This window comes from Kosakonia sp. 1610 (assembly GCF_050435845.1).
Classification (GTDB): Bacteria; Pseudomonadota; Gammaproteobacteria; order Enterobacterales; family Enterobacteriaceae; genus Kosakonia; species Kosakonia cowanii.
In genome coordinates this window covers 376123-394979 of record NZ_JBNDKZ010000003.1, presented here as the reverse complement: position 1 = coordinate 394979, position 18857 = coordinate 376123, and the positions used below count along the sequence as shown (strand labels likewise).

15 protein-coding genes and 1 riboswitch are annotated in these 18857 nt (G+C 57.8%); of the genes, 10 read left to right on the top strand and 5 right to left on the bottom strand.

Translation table 11 applies throughout. The features are described 5' to 3' along the window. Position 1: 1 nt before the first annotated feature. Positions 2-1726, bottom strand: a complete 1725-nt coding sequence (ilvI, locus tag ABIC80_RS12525) for an acetolactate synthase 3 large subunit (protein ID WP_200134237.1) — start codon at positions 1724-1726, stop codon at positions 2-4. A 386-nt stretch (positions 1727-2112) separates the two neighbouring features. Continuing rightward, positions 2113-3075 carry a transcriptional regulator LeuO gene (gene leuO, locus ABIC80_RS12520; protein WP_429177372.1) on the bottom strand — a complete coding sequence of 321 codons (963 nt, stop codon included), beginning with the start codon at positions 3073-3075 and terminating at the stop codon, positions 2113-2115. A 479-nt stretch (positions 3076-3554) separates the two neighbouring features. On the opposite strand from leuO, the gene leuL reads away from it, so the two are divergent. The 5 genes from leuL to leuD all read left to right on the top strand — a co-directional run bounded on the left by leuL (position 3555) and on the right by leuD (position 8421). Then, on the top strand, positions 3555-3641 hold the full coding sequence (leuL, locus tag ABIC80_RS12515) for a leu operon leader peptide (protein ID WP_429177418.1): 87 nt from the start codon (positions 3555-3557) through the stop codon (positions 3639-3641). Between the two features lie 92 nt (positions 3642-3733). Continuing rightward, on the top strand, positions 3734-5308 hold the full coding sequence (leuA, locus tag ABIC80_RS12510) for a 2-isopropylmalate synthase (RefSeq protein WP_023480193.1): 1575 nt from the start codon (positions 3734-3736) through the stop codon (positions 5306-5308). Next, entirely contained in the window at positions 5308-6399 is a 1092-nt protein-coding gene (gene leuB / locus ABIC80_RS12505) for a 3-isopropylmalate dehydrogenase (protein WP_023480275.1), read from the top strand. Before leuA ends, leuB begins: the two co-directional genes overlap by 1 nt. A gap of 2 nt (positions 6400-6401) precedes the next feature. Then, entirely contained in the window at positions 6402-7805 is a 1404-nt protein-coding gene (leuC, locus tag ABIC80_RS12500) for a 3-isopropylmalate dehydratase large subunit (protein ID WP_042718365.1), read from the top strand. Positions 7806-7815: 10 nt separating this feature from the next. Further along, positions 7816-8421 (top strand): 3-isopropylmalate dehydratase small subunit, encoded by a 606-nt coding sequence (leuD, locus tag ABIC80_RS12495; RefSeq protein WP_263753273.1) that lies wholly within the window; start codon positions 7816-7818, stop codon positions 8419-8421. Between the two features lie 166 nt (positions 8422-8587). Here leuD and ABIC80_RS12490 read toward each other — a convergent pair whose 3' ends face one another. Beyond that, the gene (locus tag ABIC80_RS12490) at positions 8588-9766 is read right to left on the bottom strand and encodes a sugar efflux transporter (protein ID WP_263753274.1); all 1179 of its coding nucleotides are present in this window, start codon (positions 9764-9766) and stop codon (positions 8588-8590) included. A 246-nt stretch (positions 9767-10012) separates the two neighbouring features. Between ABIC80_RS12490 and sgrR the strand changes: the two genes are divergently transcribed. The 4 genes from sgrR (at position 10013) to thiQ (ending at position 15089) form a co-directional block, all read left to right on the top strand. Then, a complete protein-coding gene (gene sgrR / locus ABIC80_RS12485; protein ID WP_429177371.1) occupies positions 10013-11668 on the top strand; it encodes an HTH-type transcriptional regulator SgrR in 1656 nt (551 codons plus the stop codon). 36 nt (positions 11669-11704) lie between these two features. Further along, positions 11705-11805, top strand: a riboswitch (TPP riboswitch). Positions 11806-11834: 29 nt separating this feature from the next. Continuing rightward, on the top strand, positions 11835-12818 hold the full coding sequence (gene thiB, locus ABIC80_RS12480; protein ID WP_124969828.1) for a thiamine ABC transporter substrate binding subunit: 984 nt from the start codon (positions 11835-11837) through the stop codon (positions 12816-12818). Continuing rightward, positions 12794-14404 carry a thiamine/thiamine pyrophosphate ABC transporter permease ThiP gene (thiP, locus tag ABIC80_RS12475; RefSeq protein WP_429177416.1) on the top strand — a complete coding sequence of 537 codons (1611 nt, stop codon included), beginning with the start codon at positions 12794-12796 and terminating at the stop codon, positions 14402-14404. The genes thiB and thiP overlap by 25 nt, the downstream gene beginning before the upstream one ends. After that, positions 14388-15089 (top strand): thiamine ABC transporter ATP-binding protein ThiQ, encoded by a 702-nt coding sequence (thiQ, locus tag ABIC80_RS12470; protein WP_429177369.1) that lies wholly within the window; start codon positions 14388-14390, stop codon positions 15087-15089. The genes thiP and thiQ overlap by 17 nt, the downstream gene beginning before the upstream one ends. On the opposite strand, the gene ABIC80_RS12465 is transcribed toward thiQ, so the two are convergent. Both ABIC80_RS12465 and araC read right to left on the bottom strand, forming a co-directional pair. Next, positions 15083-15853, bottom strand: a complete 771-nt coding sequence (locus ABIC80_RS12465; protein ID WP_263753277.1) for a DedA family protein — start codon at positions 15851-15853, stop codon at positions 15083-15085. The genes thiQ and ABIC80_RS12465 overlap by 7 nt on opposite strands. Before the next feature lie 126 nt (positions 15854-15979). Then, positions 15980-16825, bottom strand: a complete 846-nt coding sequence (araC, locus tag ABIC80_RS12460; protein ID WP_042718368.1) for an arabinose operon transcriptional regulator AraC — start codon at positions 16823-16825, stop codon at positions 15980-15982. Between the two features lie 337 nt (positions 16826-17162). Here araC and araB point away from each other — a divergent pair, with 337 nt between their 5' ends. Continuing rightward, the gene (gene araB / locus ABIC80_RS12455; RefSeq protein WP_429177368.1) at positions 17163-18854 is read left to right on the top strand and encodes a ribulokinase; all 1692 of its coding nucleotides are present in this window, start codon (positions 17163-17165) and stop codon (positions 18852-18854) included. The last annotated feature ends 3 nt before the right edge of the window (positions 18855-18857 follow it).

Below are 18857 nucleotides of genomic sequence, written 5' to 3'. Positions count from 1 at the left end.
ATCAGGTTCTCTCCGTTTTGCTTAACCACATCTCATCCATGCCGCCGCCGCGGATCTGCATCGGATAAACGTGTTCACTTCCGTCAACGGTCACATCGACAAAGACCAGACGATTGTTTTTCACCTGCTCCAGCGCCTCGGCGAGCTTCGCCTCCAGCTCTTCCGGACGGGTAATGCGGATACCAACATGGCCATACGCTTCGGCGAGACGGGCGAAATCTGGTAAAGACTCCATATAAGATTGCGAGTGGCGCCCGGAGTAGATCATATCCTGCCACTGCTTCACCATGCCGAGGTAGCGGTTGTTAAGGTTGAGAACCAGCACCGGCAGCTCATATTGCAGCGCCGTCGAAAGCTCCTGGATATTCATCTGGATACTGCCGTCGCCGGTGACGCAAATCACCGTCTCGTCCGGCAGTGCCATTTTTACGCCCAGCGCGGCAGGCAAGCCGAAGCCCATCGTGCCGAGGCCGCCGGAGTTGATCCAGCGGCGCGGTTTATCAAAGCGGTAATAGAGCGCGGCAAACATCTGGTGCTGACCAACATCGGAGGTGACGTAAGCGTCGCCCTTGGTCAGACGCCAGGCAGCCTCAATCACCGCCTGCGGTTTAATGCTTTCGCTTTGCGTGTCATATTTCAGGCACTGGCGCGCGCGCCACTGCTCAATGCGCAGCCACCAGTCGCGGATCTCATCGTGCGGCTGCGAGGCGCGCTCCTGTTCAAGCAACTCGAGCATCTGCTCCAGCACCTGGCGCGCATCGCCAACAATCGGCACATCCGCCTGCACGGTTTTAGAGATAGAGGTGGGATCGATATCGATATGCAGCACCGTCGCGTCGGGGCAGTACTTCAGCAAATTATTGGTGGTGCGATCGTCAAAACGCACGCCAACGGCAAAGATCACGTCGGCATGATGCATCGTCATATTCGCTTCATAGGTCCCGTGCATACCGAGCATACCGAGCGACTGACGATGGGAAGCCGGGAAGACGCCCAGCCCCATTAATGAAGAGACCACCGGTGCATTCAGCGTTTCAGCCAGCTGGCGCAACGGGGCGTCGCAGGCAGAAGTAATCGCCCCACCGCCGACATAGAAGACCGGCTTTTTGGCGGCAACCAGGGTTTGCAGCGCGCGTTTGATCTGCCCTTTGTGCCCCTGCGTGGTCGGGTTATAGGAGCGCATGCTGACCGACTCCGGCCAGAGATAGGGCAGCTTGTTCGCGGGGTTCATAATATCTTTCGGCAGATCCACCACCACCGGACCGGGACGTCCGCTGGCAGCGAGCCAGAACGCCTTTTTTAATACGCCGGGGATATCTTCCGCCTGCTTCACCAGAAAGCTGTGTTTCACCACCGGGCGGGAGATGCCCACCATGTCGCACTCCTGGAAGGCGTCGTAACCAATCAGCGAGGTCGCTACCTGACCGGAGAGCACCACCAGCGGGATGGAGTCCATATAAGCTGTCGCGATACCGGTGATGGCGTTTGTCGCGCCGGGGCCGGAAGTCACCAGCACTACCCCCACTTCACCTGTCGCACGTGCCAGCCCGTCTGCCATGTGAACGGCCGCCTGCTCATGGCGCACCAGCACATGCTCGATGCCACCGACGGTATGCAGGGCGTCGTAGATATCAAGTACCGCGCCTCCGGGGTAGCCGAATACCTTCTTTACGCCTTGATCGATGAGCGATCGTACGACCATCTCGGCTCCAGACAACATCTCCATGCTTTGCCTCCAGGCTTACGTTTGTCGACTGACGGCAGAACTCATTTCCGCACTGTCGCTCTGTTCAGAACAGGACATCCTGCTTTCTGATTATGAATGGCAGTTACCATAACCGCTCAAAATCTGGCAGGCAATCCGACCTCAGGCGAGGAAAAGCCCCGCTAAAAGCAGAAACAGGAGGTCTTAAATAAAGAGCTGGTGAAAACGTCTGTAATAAGCCGCGACGATGACCATTGATCGCTGTGATAAGGGAATGTTCAGTAATTCATGCATTTTTAACATCGTGCAGAGATTCGCTGGCGGGATAAATCAGAATAAAATAGTGGTTATATAGATAAAGGCAGAATAAACCGGAATTCAGCTGACCGGTTTATTCCGCACGCCGCTTAGTGGCTACAGACCGACACCAGCAGCTCCTCCATCCACTGATGCCCCTTATCCCGACCAGCGGATTCGTGCCATGAGAGGCAGCAGGTACGGCTATTGAGCGTAAGCGGCAACGGCAGCGTATGCAGCGCCAGCCCGCTGGCAAAGCGCTCCACCAGCCAGCGCGGCGCAATAGCGACCAGATGGGTTTGAGAGACAACGTTTAATACGCTGGGCAGCGCCATTCCTTGATAGGCAATGCGGTTGCGCTTTTCGACCGTGTCGTACCAGGGCTGGCTGAAAGAGGCGTAGCGCTCCAGCGAAACAACGGCGTGCTGCTCGTTAAACAGGCTGTTTTCCGTCTTCAGGTCAGCGATGCGCGGATGTTGTTGGCTCACCGCCAGCACCATTTCATCTTTAAACAGCGGGACGCAGGAAAACTCCGGACGACGAAATTCTTCATAGCCGATCACAAACTCTATTTCCTGATAGCGCAACTGATGTTCGGTACTGTGATTTAGATCAGATTTGAATATCAGTTTTATATTTGGTGCGACGGCTTTCACATTATTGTAAATAACCGAAGTCAAGAAATTATCGAGTGGACTGCATACGCAAAGATTAAAAATCCGCTCGCTGCTTTGTGGATCAAAACCGGAGCCAGGCAGTTCATTTTGCACCAACTGAAGTGCCTGTCTTATCGCGCCAAAAAGCTGATACGAACGTGCGGTAGGTTGAATACCTCGACCATAACGAACAAAAAGTTCGTCGTTAAACATCACCTTAAGACGCGCAACGGCATTACTGACGGCGGGTTGAGACATACCCAACGCATGGGCTGCACGCGTAATGTTTTGTTCCTGCATAACGGCATCAAAAACGGTCAGTAAATTGAGATCAACCGAACGTAATTGTGGCTTCTCGCCGTCATTAACCTTTTGATTATAAATACTTTCCCCGGGAAAATTGCAATCCGTCGTCATGATAAACTCCCTTGACTTGTGTAATAATAATATTCAGGAAGATGATTTATCACGCATATAGCATTATTAGAAGCGCAGTGTGAAAATTTAGGAATATATAAAGCTTACATTTAATTTCCTGGATGAAATTAAAAAAAGCATTACTCAGCCCTGTAATATAAATTAATTTTTAATATTTTCACTTCCATAGCTGTTTTGTAACGATAATCATAAGTCGATTGCCCTACCCACCATTTTCTTTAACATCTCGCCGAAAAGGATTATTAATTCCCCGAACCTTCCCTTCGCTTTTTCTTACGAAAAGTCTTATCAGCACAACAAGCAAGAATGTCGCGATCACGCTAATTAGACAGCAGATTAAACTAAAACAGTGCGCGGAGATTTGCGCTTCCACATCGCCAGATTTCGCCGGGGGGTTGACATCAAAGTGCGTATCCAGTACCACTAAAAGCATATCGGTTTTCACGGGAGCAAGATTCATGATTCATCACGTTCGTTTCGCTGGTCTACTACTACTAAACGCATCAACTGTGCGCGGTAGACCGGTGGACGACACTCAGAACTGAATCGTCTTCCTGTTAAGACTAAGAACCCGCGCCTTGGCGCGGGTTTTTTTATGCTCGTAGCGAGGCGGCCAAAGCGAACAAGGATCTAAACCATGAGCCAGCAGCAAGTCGTAATTTTCGATACCACCTTACGTGACGGTGAACAGGCATTGCAGGCAAGCCTGAGTGTGAAAGAGAAGCTGCAGATCGCCCTGGCGCTGGAGCGTATGGGTGTTGATGTGATGGAAGTCGGTTTTCCGGTCTCGTCACCGGGCGATTTTGAGTCCGTACAGACCATCGCCCGCCAGGTAAAAAACAGCCGTGTCTGCGCCCTGGCACGCTGCGTTGAGAAAGATATTGATGTCGCCGCAGAGTCGCTGAAAGTGGCTGAAGCGTTCCGCATTCACACCTTTATCGCCACCTCGCCAATGCATATCGCCACCAAGCTGCGCAGCACGCTGGATGAGGTGATTGAGCGCGCCATCTATATGGTGAAACGTGCGCGTAACTATACCGATGATGTGGAGTTTTCCTGTGAAGATGCCGGGCGTACGCCGATTGAGGATCTGGCGCGCGTCGTCGAAGCGGCAATCAATGCCGGGGCGAAAACCATCAATATCCCGGATACCGTGGGCTACACCATGCCCTTCGAGTTCGCCAATATCATTACCGGCCTGTATGACCGTGTTCCAAACATTGATAAAGCCATTATTTCTGTCCACACCCATGATGACTTAGGCCTGGCCGTCGGTAATTCGATTGCCGCCGTGCATGCCGGCGCGCGCCAGGTAGAAGGCGCGATGAACGGCATCGGCGAACGTGCCGGTAACTGTTCACTGGAAGAGGTGATCATGGCGATCAAAGTGCGCAAAGACATTATGAATGTGCACACCCGCATCAATCATCAGGAGATCTGGCGCACCAGCCAGACCGTGGCGCAGATCTGCAATATGCCGATCCCGGCCAACAAAGCGATCGTCGGCACCGGCGCCTTCGCCCACTCCTCCGGCATCCACCAGGATGGCGTGCTGAAAAACCGCGAAAACTACGAAATCATGACGCCAGAGTCGATCGGCCTGAATCAGGTGCAGCTGAACCTGACTTCACGCTCCGGTCGCGCAGCGGTCAAACACCGTATGGAAGAGATGGGCTATCAGGAGAGTGACTACAACCTGGATAACCTGTACGACGCCTTCCTGAAGCTGGCGGATAAAAAGGGTCAGGTCTTTGATTACGATCTGGAAGCGCTGGCCTTTATCAACAAACAGCAGGAAGAGCCGGAGCATTTCCGCCTGGAGTACTTCAATGTGCAGTCCGGCTCCAACGATATCGCCACCGCCTCGGTGAAACTGGCCTGCGGCGAGGAGATCAAAGCCGAAGCCGCCAATGGCAACGGGCCGGTCGATGCAGTCTACCAGGCGATTAACCGCGTCACCGAGTATGACATCGAGCTGGTGAAATACAGCCTGACCGCGAAAGGCCACGGTAAAGATGCGCTGGGCCAGGTTGATATCGTCGTCAATTACAACAACCGCCGCTTCCACGGCATCGGCCTGGCAACAGATATCGTTGAGTCCTCCGTCAAAGCGATGGTCAACGTGCTGAACACCATCTGGCGCGCCGCCGAAGTGGAAAAAGAGTTGCAACGTAAAGCGCAGAACAAAGAAAACAACAAGGAAACCGTGTGATGTCGAAGAGTTACCATATTGCCGTGCTGCCGGGCGACGGCATTGGCCCGGAAGTGATGGCGCAAGCCCTGAAAGTACTGGAAGCCGTGCGTAGCCGTTTCGCGATGCGTATTACCACCAGCCATTACGACGTTGGCGGTATCGCCATTGACCGTCATGGCAATCCGCTGCCGCAGGCGACGGTCGAAGGTTGCGAGCAGGCCGATGCAATTCTGTTTGGCTCCGTCGGCGGCCCGAAATGGGAAAACCTGCCGCCAGCGCAGCAGCCGGAGCGCGGCGCGCTGCTGCCGCTGCGTAAACACTTCAAGCTGTTCAGCAACCTGCGTCCGGCCAAACTCTATGCGGGCCTGGAAGCCTTCTGCCCGCTGCGCGAAGATATCGCCGCCAACGGTTTCGATATCCTGTGCGTACGCGAACTGACCGGCGGCATCTACTTCGGCCAACCGAAAGGGCGCGAAGGCAGCGGTCAGCATGAGAAAGCTTACGACACCGAAATTTATCACCGCTTTGAGATCGAGCGCATCGCGCGTATCGCTTTCGAGTCGGCGCGCAAACGCGGCAAAAAAGTCCACTCCATTGATAAAGCCAACGTGCTGCAAACTTCGCTGCTGTGGCGTGAAATCGTCAATGAGATCGCGGGCGAATATCCGGACATTGAGCTGGCGCATATGTATATCGATAACGCCACCATGCAGCTGATTAAAGATCCGTCCCAGTTCGACGTGCTGCTTTGCTCCAACCTGTTCGGCGATATCCTCTCCGACGAGTGCGCGATGATCACCGGCTCAATGGGCATGCTGCCCTCTGCCAGCCTGAATGAGCAGGGCTTTGGCTTGTATGAACCGGCGGGCGGCTCCGCGCCGGATATCGCGGGCAAAAATATTGCCAACCCGATCGCGCAGATCCTGTCGCTGGCGCTGCTGCTGCGCTACAGCCTGAATGCAGACGAGGCGGCAACGGCGATTGAACAGGCCATTAACCGGGCTTTAGAAGAGGGCGTGCGCACCGGCGATTTAGCGCGTGGCGCGTCCGCAGTCAGTACCGATGAGATGGGCGATATCATCGCTCGTTATGTCGCAGAAGGGGTGTAATCATGGCTAAGAGTTTGTACGAAAAGTTATTTGACGCCCATGTGGTCTATGAAGCGCCGAACGAGACCCCGCTGCTCTATATCGACCGCCATCTGGTGCATGAAGTGACCTCGCCGCAGGCGTTTGATGGCCTGCGCGCGCACAATCGCCCGGTGCGTCAGCCGGGCAAAACCTTCGCCACGATGGATCACAACGTCTCAACGCAGACCAAAGATATCAACGCCTCCGGCGAGATGGCGCGTATTCAGATGCAGGAGCTGATTAAGAACTGCAACGAATTTGGCGTCGAGCTGTATGACCTGAACCACCCCTATCAGGGCATCGTGCACGTGATGGGTCCGGAACAGGGCATCACCCTGCCGGGTATGACCATCGTCTGCGGCGACTCCCACACCGCCACGCACGGCGCGTTTGGTGCGCTGGCGTTCGGCATCGGCACTTCAGAAGTGGAACATGTGCTGGCGACGCAGACCCTGAAGCAAGGGCGCGCCAAAACCATGAAGATTGAAGTCAACGGCACCGCTGCGCCGGGGATTACCGCCAAAGATATTGTGCTGGCGATTATTGGCAAAACCGGCAGCGCTGGCGGCACCGGTCACGTGGTGGAGTTCTGCGGCGACGCGATCCGCGCGCTCAGCATGGAAGGCCGCATGACGCTGTGCAATATGGCGATTGAGATGGGTGCGAAAGCGGGCCTGGTCGCGCCGGATGAGACCACCTTTAACTACGTGCAGGGTCGCCTGCATGCGCCGAAGGGCAAAGATTTCGACGAAGCGGTCGCTTACTGGAAGACGCTGCATACCGATGAAGGCGCCCACTTTGACCGCGTTGTCACCCTGCAGGCAGAAGATATCGCCCCGCAGGTCACCTGGGGCACTAACCCAGGCCAGGTGATCTCGGTCACCGAGATCATCCCCGATCCGGCCTCCTTCGCCGATCCGGTCGAGCGTGCCTCGGCGGAAAAAGCGCTGGCCTATATGGGACTGAAACCGGGCGTACCGCTGACCGACGTGGCGATCGACAAAGTCTTTATCGGCTCCTGCACCAACTCGCGCATTGAAGATTTACGCGCAGCCGCGGCAATTGCCAAAGGGCGTAAAGTGGCACCGGGCGTGCAGGCGCTGGTGGTTCCTGGCTCCGGCCCAGTGAAAGCGCAGGCGGAAGCGGAAGGGCTGGATAAGATCTTTATCGAAGCCGGTTTTGAGTGGCGTCTGCCGGGCTGCTCGATGTGCCTGGCGATGAACAACGACCGCCTGAACCCGGGCGAGCGCTGTGCCTCTACCAGCAACCGTAACTTTGAAGGCCGTCAGGGCCGCGGCGGACGCACCCATCTGGTCAGCCCGGCAATGGCCGCCGCTGCGGCAGTAACCGGTCGTTTCGCTGATATTCGTCATTTGCAGGCTTAAGGAGATCACCATGGCAGAGAAATTTACCCAACATACCGGGCTGGTGGTTCCGCTGGATGCCGCTAACGTCGATACCGACGCCATTATCCCGAAGCAGTTTTTGCAGAAGGTGACGCGCACCGGTTTTGGCGCGCATCTGTTTAACGACTGGCGTTTCCTCGACGATAAGGGCGAGCAGCCGAACCCGGAGTTCGTGCTCAACTTTCCAGAGTACAAAGGGGCGTCGATTTTGCTGGCGCGGGAGAACTTTGGCTGTGGCTCCTCGCGCGAGCATGCGCCGTGGGCGCTGACGGATTACGGCTTTAAAGTGGTGATTGCGCCAAGCTTTGCCGACATCTTCTATGGCAACAGCTTTAACAACCAGCTGCTGCCAGTGACGCTGAGCGACGAAGAGGTGGATGAGCTGTTTGCGCTGGTGCAGAGCAGCCCGGGCATTACCTTTGAGGTGGATCTGCAGGCGCAGGTGGTGAAGGCGGGTGGGAAATCCTACAGCTTTACGCTCGACGCCTTCCGCCGCCACTGCATGCTGAACGGTCTGGACAGCATTGGCCTGACGCTGCAACACGACGACGCCATTGCTGCTTACGAAGCAAAACAACCCGCGTTTATGGGTTGATAGCCTGACGCTGATTGCCGGAGGGTTATCCGGCAGTCGGCATCGTGCGAGTTTGTTTGCCGGATGGCGCTAACGCTTATCCGGCCTACTCTTCACATTTGCATTGTTACCCGTAGGCCGGATAAGGCAACGCCGCCATCCGGCAATTGAACCGCCGCACCGCGCCTTACACATCCTTCACCCGGCTGGTGAGCAGCAGCGTCACTACCGACAGCCCGGCAATTCCCCAATAGACCGAACCGTGACCAAAACTTTGCGCCAGCGCGCCCTGAATCACGCCTGCCAGAATCACGCCGGTGGAGATGCTGTTGGTAAACAGCGTCGTCGCTGAACCTGCCCTGCCCGGCATCAAATCCTGGAACCACAGCATGCCGATCCCGGCGACAATACCGATAAACACCGCGTTGAAAAACTGCAACAGCAGCAGCGCCGTCTGGCTATGGAAAAAGAGCAGGCCGATATAGAACAGCACGCCGGCTGCGACGGCGATCAGCATCATCAGCCGCTTACCGAAACGCTTCACGAAATAACCCGCGAGGATCATCGCCGGGATCTCAAGTCCTGCGGCAGTACCCATCAAAATACCCGCCAGCTTATCCGGCAGCCCCAGCTCAAGGCTTATCCACAGCGGCATATCGATGATGTACATGGTGTTGCAGGTCCACATCAGCGTCGAGGCGATAAACAGCATGCGCACATTGCTGTCGCGCCAGCCGCTTACCTGCGTGACGGCCACATCAGCGGGCTGCTCAACCCGCGGCACCGACGGCAGCCAGAAGGCGATCAGCACCAGGCTGACAATAAACAGCCCGGCGGCGATAGAGAACATGGCGACAAAGCCATAATTGAGCGCCAGCATAAACGCCAGCGGCGGCCCGATAACCCACGCCAGCGAGAGCTGCGCGCGCATAATCGAACTGAACATCACCACTTCCCGCGCCGAGCTGTCGGCGTACTCACGCGCCAGCGCGAAGAGCTGAGGCATCGCGGTGCTGGCAAGCGAAGCCAGCAGCACGCCGCAGGTGATTAAGGTCAGATAGTGACGGTTAAACGCGAACAGCAGCGCGTTTCCCACCGCCATCAGGCAGCAAAAGAGGATCAGCTTGCGCCGGTCGCCCTGGCTGTCGGATCGTTTTGCCAACGCAAGGCTGACGAGGATCCCGGCAATGGCGTTAACGGTGTAGAACAGCCCGATCCAGAAGGGCTCTGCGCCCACTTCGCGGCTGAGGAACAGGCTCAGCGTCGGCGCCTGTACCGCACCGGCAACACCCATCATAAAGGCGACGATCATAAACGCGACGTAGACGCCATTCATGCGGCGTCCCATCGTCATCAACCAGAGCATGGCATTTCCTTGTTGAAAGCGGAAAACAGCGACGCAAGCTTAAACGAAAAAAGCCAGCAAAAACATTTTGCTGGCGGGTGCATTCGCACTTAATACTCAGTCACACATGATTCGGGCGAGTCAGTTTTTCCACACGCGTCGTCATTCCCCACTCCGCTATGCGCCTCCTCGCTTTCATCGCAGAGAAGTATCGGCTTAATATAGGGATAAATAAATTGCTGAGTTTTTGCCGGGAGTTCCTCTTTTATGTCCTCTGGTCGCCTGCAACAACAGTTCATCCGTCTGTGGCAATGCTGCGATGGAAAATCTCAGGAAACTACGCTTAACGAACTGGCGGAGCTGCTCAACTGCTCCCGCCGCCATATGCGCACCCTGCTCAACACCATGCAGACGCGCGGCTGGCTCACCTGGGAGGCGGAAGCCGGGCGCGGTAAACGCTCGCGCCTCACCTTCCTCTACACCGGCCTCGCGTTACAGCAGCAGCGGGCGGAAGATCTGCTTGAGCAGGATCGCATCGACCAGCTGGTGCAACTAGTAGGGGATAAAGCCGCCGTGCGCCAGATGCTGGTGTCGCATCTCGGCCGCAGTTTTCGCCAGGGGCGGCACATCCTGCGCGTGCTCTACTACCGCCCGCTGCGCAATCTGCTGCCCGGCTCGCCGCTGCGCCGCTCCGAAACCCATATGGCGCGGCAAATCTTCAGCACCCTGACGCGGATAAATGAGGAAAACGGGGAACTGGAAGCCGATATTGCTCACCACTGGAAAGCTATTTCTCCCCTGCACTGGCGCTTCTACTTACGCCCCGGCATCCACTTTCACCATGGTCGCGAGCTGGAGATGGCGGATGTTATCGCCTCCTTACAGCGCGCCAGCGCCCTGCCGCTCTACTCCCATATCCGCGATATCGTTTCCCCCACGCCATGGACGCTCGACATTCACCTCTCGCAGCCCGACAGCTGGCTGCCGTGGCTGATGGGCCACGTGCCGGCGATGATCCTGCCGCAGGAGTGGGAGACGCTGGCGAACTTTGCCAGCCAGCCGATTGGCACCGGCCCTTACGCGGTGATGCGCAACACCCGCAACCAGTTAAAAATCCACGCCTTTGAGGATTACTTCGGTTTTCGCGCCCTGATTGATGAAGTGAATGTCTGGGTGCTGCCGGATGTTGGGGATGAGACCACCTGCGGCCTGACGCTTGAAGGGCCAACGGAGGGCGAAAAAGCGGTGGAGAGCCGCCTCGAAGAGGGCTGCTACTATCTGCTGTTTGACGCACGTTCCAGCCGCGGCGCAAACCCGGCTGTGCGCGAGTGGGTAAGCCGGATCCTTTCACCGACCAATCTGCTGTGGCATGCCAGCGAACAGAATCAGCGCTACTGGTTTCCCGCCTATGGATTGCTGCCGCGCTGGCACCATGCGCGCCCCGGCAGCGGTGAAAAGCCCGCCGGGCTGGAGACGCTGACGCTCACCTTCTACCGCGAGCACAACGAGCACCAGGCGATCGCCGACACCATGAGCACACTGCTGGCAGAACATGGCGTTAAGTTACTGATTCAGGAGGTCGATTACGATGAGTGGCATCGCGGCGAAACAGAGAGCGATATCTGGCTTAACAGCGCCAACTTTACGCTGCCGCTCGACTTCTCGGTCTTCGCCAACCTCTATGAGGTGCCGTTGCTGCAACACTGCATCCCGCGCGACTGGCAGGCGGACGCCGCGCGCTGGCGCGCCGGGGAGATGAACCTGGCGATGTGGTCACAGCAGTTGCTGGCGAGCAAAGCGATTGTGCCGCTGATCCACCATTGGCTGCGCATCCAGGGGCAGCGCACCATGCGCGGGCTACGCATGAATACCCTCGGCTGGTTTGACTTTAAATCAGCCTGGTTTGCGCCGCCGGATCCGTAATGCTTTCAGATTGTTTACCAAATCATTACAATAGCGCCGTTCTCAACGGGGTGCTGCGCTTCACGCGCGTGCTGAGAAAATACCCGTCGAACCTGATCCGGATAACGCCGGCGAAGGGATTTGAGGCTCTCTCAAAATCCTTTGCCACCCATTTATGAGGTGCAAAGTGTTAAAAAAATCGTTGTCACTGCTGCTGCTGATTGCCGCCCCCGTTTTCGCTAAGCCCGTCCTGACCGTCTACACCTACGACTCCTTCGCCGCCGAATGGGGCCCAGGCCCTGCGGTAAAAAAAGCCTTTGAAGCCGACTGCAACTGCGAGTTGAAGTTCGTGGCGCTGGAAGATGGCGTCTCGCTGCTCAACCGTCTGCGCATGGAGGGCAAAAAGAGCAAAGCTGACGTCGTGCTCGGTCTCGATAACAACCTGCTGGAAGCCGCGACCCAGACCAAACTCTTCGCCAAAAGCGGCGTGCCGGATGACGCGGTGAAAGTGCCGGGCGGCTGGAGCAATGACACCTTTGTGCCGTTCGATTACGGCTGGTTCGCCTTCGTCTATGACAAAACCAAACTGAAAAACCCGCCGAAAAGCCTGAAAGAGCTGGTCGAAAGCGATCAGAAGTGGCGCGTGATTTACGAAGATCCGCGCACCAGCACGCCAGGGCTCGGCCTGCTGCTGTGGATGCAGAAAGTCTATGGCGATAAAGCCCCTGAAGCCTGGCAAAAGCTGGCGGGCAAAACCGTTACCGTCACCAAAGGGTGGAGCGAAGCCTACGGCCTCTTCCTGAAAGGTGAAAGCGATCTGGTACTGAGCTACACCACCTCGCCTGCCTACCACATCATCGAAGAGAAGAAAGAGAACTACGCGGCGGCGAACTTCAGCGAAGGCCACTATTTGCAGGTTGAAGTTGCGGCGCGCACCGCCGCCAGCAAGCAGCCGGAGCTGGCAGAAAAATTCCTCAAATTTATGGTTTCACCCGCCTTCCAGAGCACCATCCCTACCGGCAACTGGATGTACCCGGTGAGCAACGTCACGCTGCCCGCCGGTTTTGACCAGTTGGAGAAACCGCAAACCTCGCTGCAATTCTCGCCGCAAGAGGTGGCCGCCCAGCGCGCAGCATGGATAGCCTCGTGGCAACGCGCCGTCAGCCGCTAATTCCCGGCTGGCTGCTGCCTGGCCTCACCGCCGCCACGCTGATGGTGGCGGTGGCGCTGGCGGCCTTTTTCGCGTTGTGGCAAAACGCACCTGTCGAAGGGCTATCTGACTTTTTGTCGGACAGCTACCTGTGGCACGTGGTGCGATTCTCCTTCTGGCAGGCTTTTCTCTCTGCCCTGCTCTCCGTGGTGCCCGCCATTTTCCTTGCCCGTGCGCTCTACCGCCGTCGTTTTCCCGGCCGCCAGCTGCTGCTGCGCTTATGCGCGATGACGCTGATCCTGCCGGTGCTGGTGGCGGTGTTTGGCATTCTCAGCGTTTATGGTCGCCAGGGGTGGCTCGCCGCGCTCTGCCAGACGCTAGGCCTTGAGTGGACCTTTTCGCCCTACGGTTTGCAGGGCATCCTGCTGGCGCACCTCTTTTTTAACCTGCCGATGGCCTCGCGCCTGCTGCTACAGGCGCTGGAGCAGATCCCCGGTGAACAGCGCCAGCTGGCGGCGCAACTGGGCATGCGCGGCTGGGCCTTCTTCCGCTTTGTCGAGTGGCCCTGGCTGCGTCGCCAGATCCCGCCGGTGGCAGCGCTGATCTTTATGCTCTGCTTCGCCAGTTTCGCCACCGTGCTGTCGCTGGGCGGCGGCCCGCAGGCAACCACCATTGAGCTTGCGATCTACCAGGCGCTTAGCTTTGATTTCGACCCCGCCCGCGCGGCGATACTGGCGATAATCCAGATGATCTGCTGCCTCGGGCTGGTGCTGTTAAGCCAGCGGATGAGTAAAGCCTTCGCCGTTGGCAGCCATCACATTCAGGGCTGGCGCGACCCGGAAACGCGCTGGTTTAGCCGCCTCGCCGATACGCTGTTAATTGTGCTGGCACTGCTGCTGATGCTGCCGCCGCTGCTGGCGGTGATCGTTGACGGGCTTAATGTCAGTTTGCTGAAGGTGTTGGCAGAGCCAGTGCTGTGGCAGGCGGTGTGGACCTCGCTGCGCATCGCGCTGGTCGCCGGGCTGCTCTGCGTGGTGCTGACCATGATGCTGCTGTGGAGCAGCCGCGAACTGCGCGCGCGCCACCGCGCAGCAGCCGGGCAGACGCTCGAACTGAGCGGCATGCTGATTCTGGCGATGCCGGGGATTGTGCTGGCGACCGGCTTTTTCCTGCTGCTCAATAACACCATCGGCCTGCCCGACTCCGCTGATGGCATTGTGATGTTTACCAATGCGCTGATGGCGATCCCTTATGCGTTAAAGGTGCTGGAAAACCCGATGCGCGATCTCACCGCGCGGTACGCGCTGCTCTGCCAGTCGTTCGATATTACCGGTTTTCGCCGCCTGTGGGTGGTGGAGCTGCGCGCGCTGAAACGCCCGCTGGCGCAGGCGCTGGCCTTTGCCTGCGTGCTGTCGATCGGTGATTTTGGCGTGGTGGCGCTGTTCGGCAATGAAGATTTCCGCACGCTGCCTTTCTATCTCTATCAGCAAATCGGTTCTTACCGCAGCCAGGATGGAGCCGTCACCGCGCTGATCCTGCTGCTGCTCTGCTTTTTACTCTTCACTGTGATTGAAAAACTACCGGGCCGCCATGCTAAGAATGATTGATGTCACCTGGCTTTACGAACACCTGCCGATGCGCTTTACCCTTGCAGCCGAACGGGGTGAGCAGATTGCCATTCTCGGCCCCAGCGGCGCGGGAAAGAGCACCCTGCTGAACCTGATTGCCGGGTTTATTACCCCGGCGAGCGGCACGATTTTACTCGGCGATGAGGATCATACCCGCACGCCGCCCGCGCGCCGTCCGGTGTCGATGCTGTTTCAGGAGAACAACCTCTTCACCCACCTGACGGTGCGGCAGAATATTGCTCTTGGTTTACATCCGGGGTTGAAGCTGAATGCCGCGCAGCGGGAGAGACTTAATGAGATTGCCGCCACCATGGGGCTGGAGAGCCTGCTTGAGCGACAGCCGGATCAGCTCTCCGGCGGCCAGCGCCAGCGCGTAGCGTTAGCACGCTGTCTGGTGCGCGAGCAGCCGCTGCTGCTGCTGGATGAGCCCTTTTCCGCGCTCGATCCCGCCCTGCGCCAGGAGATGCTCGCGCTGGTGCAGAGCGTCTGCCGTCGCCAACAGTTAACGCTGCTGATGGTGTCGCACAGCGTGGAGGATGCTGCGCGCATCGCCGAACGCGCACTGGTGGTCGCCGAGGGGCGTATCGCCTGGGATGGCGCAACCGACACGCTGCTTCGCGGCAACGCGCCGGTCTCTGCCCTGCTGGGCATTCAGGCTCAGTGACCGCGGATCACCTTGCCGAGAATATTGAGATAGATCGGCATCAGCGGGTGTTTTGCCAGCATCACTACTGCCGCGATAGCAATCACCATCGTGCCCGGTGCCAGCCAGAGCAGGCGCTGGCGCGGCAGGTACGCCGTTAAACGATCGCTGCCCGATTTCCCCGCGCGCCACAGACGCCAGCAGAACCAACAGGCCAGCCAGAGCACAATCGCCGTCAGCAGCAGCAGCCATTTAAAGCTGCTGCTCTGCATATCGGCAGGAATATCGATCGCCGCCCCGGCGAGAATACCCGGCAGGAAGTAAAAGGGCGGCCACAGCAGGCAGCCAATGATATTCGGCGGTAAAAATTTGCGGATCGGCAGATCGAGCATCCCGGCGACCATCGGCACCAGCGGGCGCGTCGGGCCGACAAAGCGTCCCACCAGAATGGTAAACAGGCTGTGCTCATGCAGCGCGTGTTCGGTCTTATCGAGCAGCGCTTTGTGCTTTTTCAGGAAAGACCAGCGGTGCAGCGGTTTCTTAAAGCGCCAGCCGAGCCAGAAGGAGATCCAGTCACCGAGCAGGCAGCCGACAATGCCCGCCAGCCACGCATGCCAGAAATTAACTTCCCCGCTGCCAATCAATGCGCCCAGCGCCGCCATCATCACCGTGCCGGGAAGGATCAGCCCCACCAGCGCCAGCGACTCAAAAAAAGCGACCAGCGCAATCGCCACCAGCGAGTACATGGCTGACTGGGTAATAAAGTGTTCCAGCAATGCTTCCATAAAGGGTCCTGTTCAGATTGAACGCCGGATTCTGCGGAGCGCCTCCGCCACCGTCAAGCTTTCAATTATCTGAATCTTTACCACTTATGTCAGATTGAAGAACAGATTATTTCCATTCTTTACGCTTCATTCACATCCAGCACGAAACTCGCTCGGGCTGGCACCGGTGCATTTCTTAAACACCCGTGAAAAATAGAGCTGATCGTCAAAGCCGACGTTGCGCCCGACGCTGGCAATCGGCATCCGCGTGGTGCTCAGCAGCAGCTTCGCCTGGCTGATGCGCTGATCTTCACGCCAGCTCAGTACGCTGACGCCAAGCTGCTGGCGGAAGAGATGCGACAGGCGCGACGGCGAGAGGCAGACATGCTGCGCGACGCTGGCAATATCAAAATGGTTATCGGAAAGGTGGTCGCTGATGTACTGACAGGCATCACGCACGCGGTTATCAAGGGGCGGATTAAGGGATTCGTTAATCGCCTCCATACGCCGCAGCAGCAGCTGTTCGAGCAGGTTAATCGCCAGATGTTCAGCGTAGCGCCCGGCACTCTGCCCGGCGTCGATAATTTGCGCGAAAAGGTCGCGAAAACGATCCATATGCGCATCATCCGGGCGGTAAAAACCGGTTTGCGCGAAGAGCGTCGGCCAGTTTAACCACTCCTGCCAGTAGGCGCGCGGACGGAAGTAGACCCACTGGTGATACCACGCCTCGGCGTCAGGATGGCGGCCATAGTGGTGAATCTCGCCGGGGGGAAAGAGCAGAATATCGCCGGGTCGGCAGACAAACTGTTTGCCCTGGTTCATCACCACGCCTTCGCCGCGCACCGTCAGGTTGAGGATATAGCCCTTCATCCCCAGCGGTCGGTCAACAAAAAAGTCGAGATAGCTTTCCGATTCAATCGGCGTCAGACCCGCCACCAGGTGCGCGTTAAACGAGTACCCGGGCAGCAGTGGATCATTTTGAGATTCGGCCATAAAACGCATTACTCCCCTACCCGACAAGGAAACCAATTGTCCATATTGTCATTCCCGTTATTTCCCGGCTAATGGCGGGCAGAGCGCGTCAATACTGCCATCACGCGATGCCGCAAGACAAAAGCGATAAGCCCTTTTTAACGCCTTAAAGCAGGGTCAAAACGGATAACGAAAGTGTCTATAAAGGTGACAGAAATGTCCACATCGAATTTTTGCACGGCGTCACACTTTGCGATGCCATAGCAATTTCGTCCATAAGATTAGCGAATCCTGCCTGACGGTTTTCGCCGCCGATCTCTATCGTTTTTCTAACGGTTATTCTTATGGAGCACTAAGCATGGCAATCACGATTGGCCTCGATTTCGGCAGCGATTCAGTACGTGCGCTGGCGGTAGACTGCACATCCGGGGCGGAGATCGCCACCAGCGTCGAGTGGTATCCGCGCTGGCAGGAGGGCCGTTATTGCGACGCGCCACATAACCAGTTTCGCCATCACCCGCGCGATTACATCGAATCGATGGAAGCGGCGCTCAAAAGCGTGCTGGCAGAGCTAAGCGACACCCAGCGTGCAGAGATCAAAGGCATTGGCGTAGACAGCACCGGCTCCACCCCGGCGCCAATTGATGCCGAAGGCCGCGTGCTGGCGCTGCGCCCGGAGTTTGCCGACAACCCGAACGCCATGTTCGTGTTGTGGAAAGATCACACCGCCGTGGAAGAGGCGGAAGCCATCACCCGCCTGTGCCACACCTCCGGTAAAACCGACTACTCGCGCTACATTGGCGGCATCTACTCCAGTGAATGGTTCTGGGCGAAGATCCTGCACGTGACCCGCGCCGACAGCGCCGTGGCGCAGGCCGCCGCCTCGTGGATCGAGCTCTGCGACTGGGTACCTGCCCTGCTCTCCGGCACCACGCGCCCGGAAGCGATTCGCCGCGGACGTTGCAGCGCAGGGCATAAATCCCTGTGGCATGAAAGCTGGGGCGGTCTGCCGCCTGCCGCCTTCTTTGATGAACTCGATCCAATTATCAACAAACACCTGCGCTGGCCGCTCTTTACCGAAACCTTTACCGCAGACCGCCCGGTGGGCACGCTGACCGCCGAGTGGGCGCAGCGCCTGGGGCTGCCCGAGTCGGTGGTGATCTCCGGCGGCGCGTTCGACTGCCATATGGGTGCCGTTGGCGCGGGCGCTCAGCCCAATACGCTGGTGAAAGTGATCGGCACCTCCACCTGCGACATTCTGATCGCCGATAAACAGAGCGTTGGCGACCGCGCGGTGAAAGGTATCTGCGGCCAGGTTGACGGCAGCGTGGTACCGGACTTTATCGGCCTCGAAGCGGGGCAATCCGCCTTCGGCGATATCTACGCCTGGTTTGGCCGCATCCTCGGCTGGCCGCTGGAACAGCTGGCCCAGCAGCACCCGGAACAGAAAGAGCAGATCAAAGCCAGCCAGAAACAGCTGCTGCCAGCGCTTACCGACGCGTGGGTGAAAAATCCTTCTCTCGATCACCTGCCGGTGGTGCTCGACTGGTTCAACGGTCGCCGCACGCCAAACGCCAACCAGCGCCTGAAAGGGGTGATCACCGATCTGAATCTTGCCACCGACGCCCCGGCGCTGTTCGGTGGGCTGATTGCCGCTACCGCCTTCGGTGCCCGCGCGATTATGGAGTGCTTTACCGAACAGGGTATTGCCGTTGACAACGTGATGGCACTCGGCGGCATCGCGCGTAAAAACCTCGGCGTGATGCAGGCCTGCTGCGATGTGCTCAACCGCCCGCTGCAGGTTGTCGCCTCTGAACAGTGCTGTGCGCTGGGCGCGGCCATCTTTGCCGCCGTCGCCGCAGAGGTGCACGCCGATATCCCGGCTGCGCAGCAGAAGATGGCGAGCGCCATCGAGAAAACGCTCCAGCCTTCGGCGCAGGCGCAGCAGTTTGAACGGCTCTATCGTCGCTATCAGCAGTGGGCCGTCAGCGCCGAGCAGCACTATCTCCCTTCAGCCGCGACAGTTTCGCCGGCCGCGTTAACCCATTAAGGA

Excerpts from the sequence above, each read along its gene's own strand:
- sgrR (WP_429177371.1), top strand. The coding sequence starts at position 10,013 with ATGTCCTCTGGTCGCCTGCAACAACAGTTCATCCGTCTGTGGCAATGC.
- leuO (WP_429177372.1), bottom strand. The coding sequence starts at position 3,075 with ATGACGACGGATTGCAATTTTCCCGGGGAAAGTATTTATAATCAAAAG.
- thiQ (WP_429177369.1), top strand. The coding sequence starts at position 14,388 with ATGCTAAGAATGATTGATGTCACCTGGCTTTACGAACACCTGCCGATG.
- leuL (WP_429177418.1), top strand. The coding sequence starts at position 3,555 with ATGATTCATCACGTTCGTTTCGCTGGTCTACTACTACTAAACGCATCA.
- ilvI (WP_200134237.1), bottom strand. The coding sequence starts at position 1,726 with ATGGAGATGTTGTCTGGAGCCGAGATGGTCGTACGATCGCTCATCGAT.
- araB (WP_429177368.1), top strand. The coding sequence starts at position 17,163 with ATGGCAATCACGATTGGCCTCGATTTCGGCAGCGATTCAGTACGTGCG.
- leuA (WP_023480193.1), top strand. The coding sequence starts at position 3,734 with ATGAGCCAGCAGCAAGTCGTAATTTTCGATACCACCTTACGTGACGGT.
- leuC (WP_042718365.1), top strand. The coding sequence starts at position 6,402 with ATGGCTAAGAGTTTGTACGAAAAGTTATTTGACGCCCATGTGGTCTAT.
- araC (WP_042718368.1), bottom strand. The coding sequence starts at position 16,825 with ATGGCCGAATCTCAAAATGATCCACTGCTGCCCGGGTACTCGTTTAAC.
- leuD (WP_263753273.1), top strand. The coding sequence starts at position 7,816 with ATGGCAGAGAAATTTACCCAACATACCGGGCTGGTGGTTCCGCTGGAT.
- ABIC80_RS12465 (WP_263753277.1), bottom strand. The coding sequence starts at position 15,853 with ATGGAAGCATTGCTGGAACACTTTATTACCCAGTCAGCCATGTACTCG.
- ABIC80_RS12490 (WP_263753274.1), bottom strand. The coding sequence starts at position 9,766 with ATGCTCTGGTTGATGACGATGGGACGCCGCATGAATGGCGTCTACGTC.
- leuB (WP_023480275.1), top strand. The coding sequence starts at position 5,308 with ATGTCGAAGAGTTACCATATTGCCGTGCTGCCGGGCGACGGCATTGGC.